This window comes from Synergistaceae bacterium (assembly GCA_012521675.1).
Classification (GTDB): domain Bacteria; phylum Synergistota; class Synergistia; order Synergistales; family Aminobacteriaceae; genus JAAYLU01.
Genome location: JAAYLU010000063.1, coordinates 1 through 6,936, shown reverse-complemented (window position 1 = coordinate 6,936; position 6,936 = coordinate 1). Strand labels below are relative to the sequence as shown.

At 61.4% G+C, this 6,936-nt stretch carries 4 protein-coding genes; 2 read left to right on the top strand and 2 right to left on the bottom strand.

The features are described from left to right. On the bottom strand, positions 1-1,293 hold a 1,293-nt coding region (locus GX181_06160), incomplete at its 3' end, for a DNA topoisomerase IV subunit B (protein ID NLM71523.1). Then, the gene (locus GX181_06155; protein ID NLM71522.1) at positions 1,290-3,710 is read right to left on the bottom strand and encodes a DNA topoisomerase 4 subunit A; all 2,421 of its coding nucleotides are present in this window, start codon (positions 3,708-3,710) and stop codon (positions 1,290-1,292) included. The genes GX181_06155 and GX181_06160, both read right to left, overlap by 4 nt. A gap of 229 nt (positions 3,711-3,939) precedes the next feature. Here GX181_06155 and GX181_06150 point away from each other — a divergent pair, with 229 nt between their 5' ends. After that, the gene (locus GX181_06150; protein ID NLM71521.1) at positions 3,940-5,832 is read left to right on the top strand and encodes a S9 family peptidase; all 1,893 of its coding nucleotides are present in this window, start codon (positions 3,940-3,942) and stop codon (positions 5,830-5,832) included. Positions 5,833-5,980: 148 nt separating this feature from the next. Beyond that, positions 5,981-6,936 (top strand): S9 family peptidase (locus GX181_06145; protein NLM71520.1); only part of this gene is annotated, 956 nt, incomplete at its 3' end.

Below are 6,936 nucleotides of genomic sequence, written 5' to 3'. Positions count from 1 at the left end.
GCCCTCCACTATGAACAGCTCCGCCTCCTCGGTCTTCCTGGAGATACAGTCGGCCAGTTTCCCCGGCAGAGCAGTATCCTTTATTCCGCCCGACCGTCCGCGCACCAGCTCCCTGGCCCGCTTGGCGGCTTCCCTCCCCCTGCGGGTGGCCTGCGCCTTCTCCACTATGATACGCAGGACCTTTCCGCCCTCGTTCACGAAGAAGCCGGCCAGACTCTCGTAGACAAACGTTCCCACGGCACCCATAGTCTCGCCGTTGCCGAGCTTTCCCTTCGTCTGCCCCTCGAACTGGGGATTTGGCAGCTTGACGGAGAGCACGCATAGCAATCCTTCGCGCAGGTCATCCCCCTGGATGTTGTCGTCCCCCGCCTTCAGCAGCCTCTCGTTCTTCGCGGACTCGTTGACCGCCCTCGTGAGCGCCGCTCGTAGGCCCGCCACGTGCGTGCCTCCCTCGGCGGTCGGTATCAGGTTGGCGAAGGAGAAGACCCTCTCGGTGTAGTCGTCCACGTACTTGAACGCGAAGGAGACGTCCGTGTCCCCACTCCTGCCGGAGAAGGACGGCGTCCCCTCGTAGAGCGGCTTCGTGTTCCTGGCCAGCCTTTCGACCATCGCCTCTATCCCGTCCCTGTTCACGAAGGTCTCGCGCACGACCTCCCCTTCAGGGTTAATTGTCTCGAGGGTCAGCGACAGCCCGGGAACGAGGTAGGATATCTCGCGCAGCCTGCGTTCGACAAGCTTCGGATCGAACGTCGTCCCCGCCTTGAAGATCTGCGGATCGGGGACGAAGCGCACAGTCGTGCCCGTACCGTCACCCGGGGCGGGCTTCGAGGAGAGCTCCGCCGCGACCTCCCCACGAGCGAACTCCATGGAGTACTCCCGTCCATCCCTGCGAATCGTCAGCCGGAGAGACTCGGAAAGAGCGTTGACAACCGACGCTCCCACCCCGTGCAGCCCTCCCGACACTGTGTAGGCCCCGCCTCCGAACTTTCCCCCCGCGTGAAGGGTCGTCATTATAACCTGGCAGGTCGGGAGCTTCTTCTGAGGGTGGGGGTCGACCGGCATCCCTCTTCCGTCGTCGGAGACGGTCGCCGCACCGTCGGGCGACAGGTGGACGGTGATCTGCGAGCAGTGACCTGCGAGGGCCTCGTCCACTGAGTTGTCCACGAGCTCCCATACGAGGTGGTGCAGCCCCCTCTGCCCGGTGTCGCCGATGTACATGGCGGGCCTGAGCCTTACCGCGGACAGCCCCTCGAGGACCTTTATGGAACTGCCGTCGTACTTAGCACCGCTCATGCCCCGTTACCTCCGTTTCTGCCTCGCTCGGGACGCAGCTCGCCTACCCCGTCCAGCTTCGTCATGGAGACCAGGGTGTGCTCGCCCGTCTTTCTGAGTCCAACATCCTCCATCGGCAGGATCGACCCGTCGTCCGCAACAAGGCCGTCGCCCGGCGACAGGGCCGCGGCCTGAACCACCTCTCCGAAAGACGGTCTCTCCCCCCTGTGGACGTACAGCCCCTTGCCGCCTCGCCTGGATGTCCTGAGCGAACCCAGCTGGAAGCGGAAGAAGAGACCGTTGGAGGCTCGCACCACGGCGTGGAGGTCCTCCGGGGCGGCATCGGCGCCGGGGATCACCAGGGCAGCGGCGAGCGAGTCGTCCTCCTCCAGTGCCATGCCCGAAACTCCCCTTGATGAAATACCCTTGAGCGGGACATTGCCCGCGGGAATTCGTATCGCCCTGCCGAGCTTCGAGAGCAGCACTGCGTCCAGCACGACCTCCTCCCTCAGCGGAACAGCGGCGAACAGCCTCTCTCCGTCCTTCATGGCGACGACGTACCTCGACGTGTTCCTCCTGGATGTCTCCCCCCTCATGGCGTCGAGAGAGGTGCGCTTCAACGAGCCATCCGCGAAGACGAACAGAGCCGAATCGTGCATGTCAGGGGAGATCAGCGCAAGAGACGTTCCCTCGTCCGCGCCGAAGAACTCCGTAGCGGACACTAGCTTCCTGGTCGAGGCGTCCGGGATGCCCGCTCGCTCACGGGAATAGAAGCGCCCGTCGTCCCCGATGGCGAAGACCAGCCCCTCGGTGATAAACGCGCTCCCCTCCTCGTCCCTGGGCCTGCGCCTCACATCGCGCTTGCGGATGTAACCCTCGCCGTCGATGGAGACGACGCACGGTCCCGGCTGTTCGAAGGACAGGCGCACCTGCCCCGGCGAGTCCTTCCCGCGCTTGGCTTCCGGCTCTTCGTCCAGTATCGCGGTGCGCCTCGCAGCGAGAGGGCCCTTGGCGAAGTGAGCGGCAAGCCCGTCGAACTCTCGCAACACCACCGAGTCGAGTTTTTTCTCCGAGCCCAGAATGGCGCGGTACTCCGCTATGGATTTTCTCAGCTGCTTCTCCTCCCTGGCCAGGGCCTCGCGCTCAAGCCCCACGAGCTTGCCCAGCCTCATGTCCAAGATGGCGCCCGCCTGGAGGATGGAGAAACCCAGCCTCTCCACCAGCCCTGCCCTCGCCTCGGCGGTCGTCTTCGACGAGCGTATCAACGATATTATCTCGTCGAGCAGATCCAGCGCCTTCAGCAGCCCCTCCACTATGTGGAGCCTGGCCTCGGCGCGGTTCAGCCGATACTCCGTGCGGCGGCGCACGACCTCGCGCCTGTGCCCGATGAAGCAGTCGAATACGTCCTTCAGGCTCATGGTCGCGGGGGCTCCGCCCACGAGGGCGAGCATGTTGCCCCCGAAGGTCCCGGAGAGCTGAGTGGAAGAGAGCAGGAGCGCCCGCACCGCCTCCGCGTCCACCCTCCTGTGGAGCTCGACCACCACGCGATCCCCCGAGCGGTCTGACTCGTCACGGACGGCCACCACTCCGTCCACCCCTCTTTCGTCAAGCCTGTCCGCTATCTGCTTGACAATTCGTGACTTCGTGGCACCGTACGGTATCTCTGTGATAACCACCAGGTTCCGATTCTTCGTCTCCTCTATGTGGGTCTTTCCGCGCAGGGTGAACTTCCCCCTGCCTGTCTCGTACATCTCGCGCACTCCGTTCCTACCCACGATCTCCCCGCCGGTCGGGAAGTCAGGCCCGGGCATCCGCGACGCAACCTCCGCCGCGCTCCACATGCAGCCCTCCCCGAGGTACTCCGACAGCAGCGATAGCGTCTCCACCGGGTTATGAGGCGGGATATTCGTCGCCATACCGACGGCGATGCCGGAGGTCCCGTTTATCAGCAGATTGGGGAGTACGGCGGGGAGCACGGACGGCTCCTCCAGCGACTCGTCGAAGTTCGGCACGAAATCCACCGTCTCCTCGTCCACGTCCGCGTGCATCATCTCCCCCTCCGCCGCCAGTCGCACCTCCGTGTAGCGCATCGCTGCCGGCGAGTCACCGTCCAGGGAACCGAAATTGCCCTGCCCGTCCACCAGGGGCACGCGCAGCGAGAAGGGTTGGGCCATGCGGGCCATAGCCTCGTAAATCGAAGAATCTCCGTGGGGGTGGTACTTACCCATAGTCTCTCCCACCACCCTGGCCGACTTCTTATGCGCCCCCGAGGGCGACAGAGCGAGCTCCTTCATTGCGTGAAGTATGCGTCGCTGAACCGGCTTCAGGCCGTCCCGCGCATCGGGAAGGGCTCGCTCGGTTATAACGGACATAGCGTAAGACAGGTAGCTGTTCTTCAGCTCCTCGTCGAATCCGGTCTCAAGAATTATCTCGGACATCTCACTTCTCCTTTATTGTGTAAACGGCTGGGGCATTGATGCCCGCCAGGCTGGTTATCCGGGACGATATTCTATCACGAGCGACGCCGGGCCGTGCGGGCCGCCCTCCTATCCCTACTTTCACCTCATTGTAAAAAGCCACTCCCTCTGCTAGCATTCTTGTTACCAATCGAAGAGAGGGGCGTTAATTGACTCCTCCCTATAATCGAAGGAAGCCGAGGTGAAGGCAGTGAAATTTTTCCAGATTATCGCATCGGCGGTGATACTGGGCCTCACGGCCCCAATGGTTGCTGGAGCGGACGAAAAGCCGCTTCCCCTTGAGAGTTTCTTCAGAAAACCTGAGAAGAGCGGATTTCGCATCTCGCCCGACGGTACGAGGATACTCTTCCTCGCCCCTTGGGAGAGAAGGCTGAACGTCCACGTCCAGACGATCGGAGAGGACTCGGCGGTAAGGGTGACCTCCGCCACGGAGCGCGACATTCGCAAGTGCCAGTGGTCTGGAAACGACAGGATAGTCTACCTTCAGGACAAGGGCGGGGACGAGAACGAACACCTGTACAGCGTCAAAGCCGACGGCTCGGGGGAGCGCGATCTGACGCCGTTCGAGAACGTGTGTGCCAGCATAGTCGACCCCCTTGAGGACATGGACGACGAGATGCTCATCGGCCTGAACCGAAGGGACCTGCGGATCGTCGACGTCTACAGGCTGAACCTGGACACGGGCGACATAACGCTGGTCGAGGAGAACCCAGGCAACATAGTCGAATGGATGACGGACCACGAGGGCAGGCTGCGCGTCGCCTTAACGCTTGAAGGGGTGAATTTCTCCCTGCTCTACCGAGACGACGAAGGTCTTCCCTTCCGCACGCTGCTCACCACCAACTTCCGCGAGAGGGTGTTGCCCCTTCTCTTCACCTTCGACAACAAAAAGCTGTACGTCTCGTCCAACCTTGGCCGGGACAAATCGGCAATCTTTCTGTTCGACCCGGAGACAGCCGTCCACGAGGAGCTTCTCTTCGAGCACCCCGAGGTGGACGTTAAAGATCTGATGCACTCCGGCAAGAGAAAGGTGATCATAGGAGCCGAATTCATAACCGACCGCCTGCACTACCACTTCTTCGACGACGAACGCAGAGCTCTCCAGGAGGAGTTGGAATCGCTTCTCCCAGGTTACGAAGTGCGTGTAGTTTCAATGAACAGGGACGAGGATAAGGCCTTTCTGTTAGCGAACAGCGACAGGACTGACGGAGCGTACTACTTCTACGACATAGCGAACAGGGAGCTGAAAAAACTTGAGGACATGACTCCGTGGCTCCCGGAGGAGAGGATGGTGCCGATGAAGCCGATATCCTACAGGACTCGCGACGGCCTCCTCATCCACGGCTATCTCACACTGCCTCCGGGATCGGACGGGACTAACCTGCCCGTGGTGATCCATCCGCACGGCGGTCCGTGGGAGCGCGACGTGTGGGGCTTCAACCGCACAGTGCAATTTTTGGCAAGCAGGGGGCTGGCCGTGCTGCAGATGAACTTCAGAGGTTCCACGGGCTACGGCCGTGCCTTCTGGGAGGCTAGCTTCAAGGAGTGGGGGCGAGCGATGCAGGACGACATCTCCGACGGAGTGAGATGGCTTGTCGACTCAGGCATAGCCGACCCCGAAAGGGTCGCCATATACGGCGCCTCCTACGGAGGATACGCCGTCCTCGCCGGGTTGGCCTTCACGCCTGATCTCTACGCCTGCGGCATCGACTTCGTCGGAGTGTCAAACATCTTCACATTTCTGGAATCCTTTCCACCCCACTGGGAGCTGGCCCGACAGATGATGTACGAGCAGATAGGCGACCCGGAGAAGGATCGCGACCTCCTCATGGCCGCCTCCCCCGCCTTCCATGCGGATAATATCAGGGCACCCCTCTTCGTGGCGCAGGGTGCGAACGACCCCCGGGTGAAGAAGGCCGAGTCGGACCAGATAGTCGAGGCCTTGAAGAAGCGCGGCATCGACGTCGAGTACATGGTCAAGGACAACGAAGGGCACGGCTTCTATAACGAGGAGAACCTCTTCGACTTCTTCCGCGCAATGGAGAGGTTCTTCTCGAAGCACCTGGGAAGCTTCACGGAGTGACGGGTTGACGCGATGCGGAAGCTTCTTGATTCCGTCGTAACAGAGTGCTATGAAGATTGGCGTGCCAGAAGGACCGCCGCATCTTTTAAAGAGAGCGGCGCTCATTAGCTCCTCTCGTAAACAAAAGAAAGCTGAGGTTAAGAAGACCATGAAACTTATCCCTCTCATCGCGTCGGCGGTGATACTCGGCCTCACGGCCGCAATACCAGCAGGAGCGGAGGAAAAACCGCTTCCACTCGAGCACTTCTTCAAAAATCCGGAGAAGAGCGGATTTCGCATATCGCCCGACGGAACGAGGATACTCTTCCTCGCCCCGTGGGAGAGACGGCTGAACGTCCACGTCCAGAAGATCGGAGAGGACTCGGCTGTAAGGGTGACCTCCGCTGAGGAGCGCGACATTCTCTCGTGCATGTGGTCGGGAAACGACAGAATAGTCTACCTTCAGGACAAGGGCGGGGACGAGAACTACCACCTGTACAGCGTCACAACCGACGGCTCCGGAGGGCGCGATCTGACGCCGTTTGATAACGTGCGTGCCACAATAGTCGACCCTCTTGAGGAGCTGGACGACGAGATGCTAATCGGCCTGAACCGCAGGGACCCGCAGATCGTCGACGTCTACAGGCTGAACCTGGACACGGGCGACCTCACGTTGGTCGAGGAGAACCCCGGAGACATTGAGGGATGGATGACGGACCACGAGGGCAGGCTGCGCGTCGCTTTGAGGACGGACGGGGTGAACAGCTCCCTGCTCTACCGCGACGAAGAGGGCCTTCCCTTCCGCACTCTGCTCACCACCAACTTCCGCGAGAGCGTGTCCCCCCTGCTCTTCACCTTCGACAACAAAAAACTGTACGTCTCGTCCAACCTTGGCCGGGACAAGTCGGCGATCTTCCTGTTCGACCCGGAGACGGCAGTCCACGAGGAGCTTCTCTTCGAGCACCCCGAGGTCGACGTGGGAAGCCTGATGTACTCGAAGAAGAGAAAGGTCATCACCGGAACGGGCTTCATAACCGACCGCCTGCACTACCACTTCTTCGACAACGAACGCCTATCCCTCCAGGAGGAGCTGGAGTCGCTTCTGCCCGGCTACCAGGTTCGTGT

What these genes read in the sequence shown, in the direction of transcription:
- GX181_06155 (NLM71522.1), bottom strand. Translation starts at nt 3,710, where the DNA reads ATGTCCGAGATAATTCTTGAGACCGGATTCGACGAGGAGCTGAAGAAC.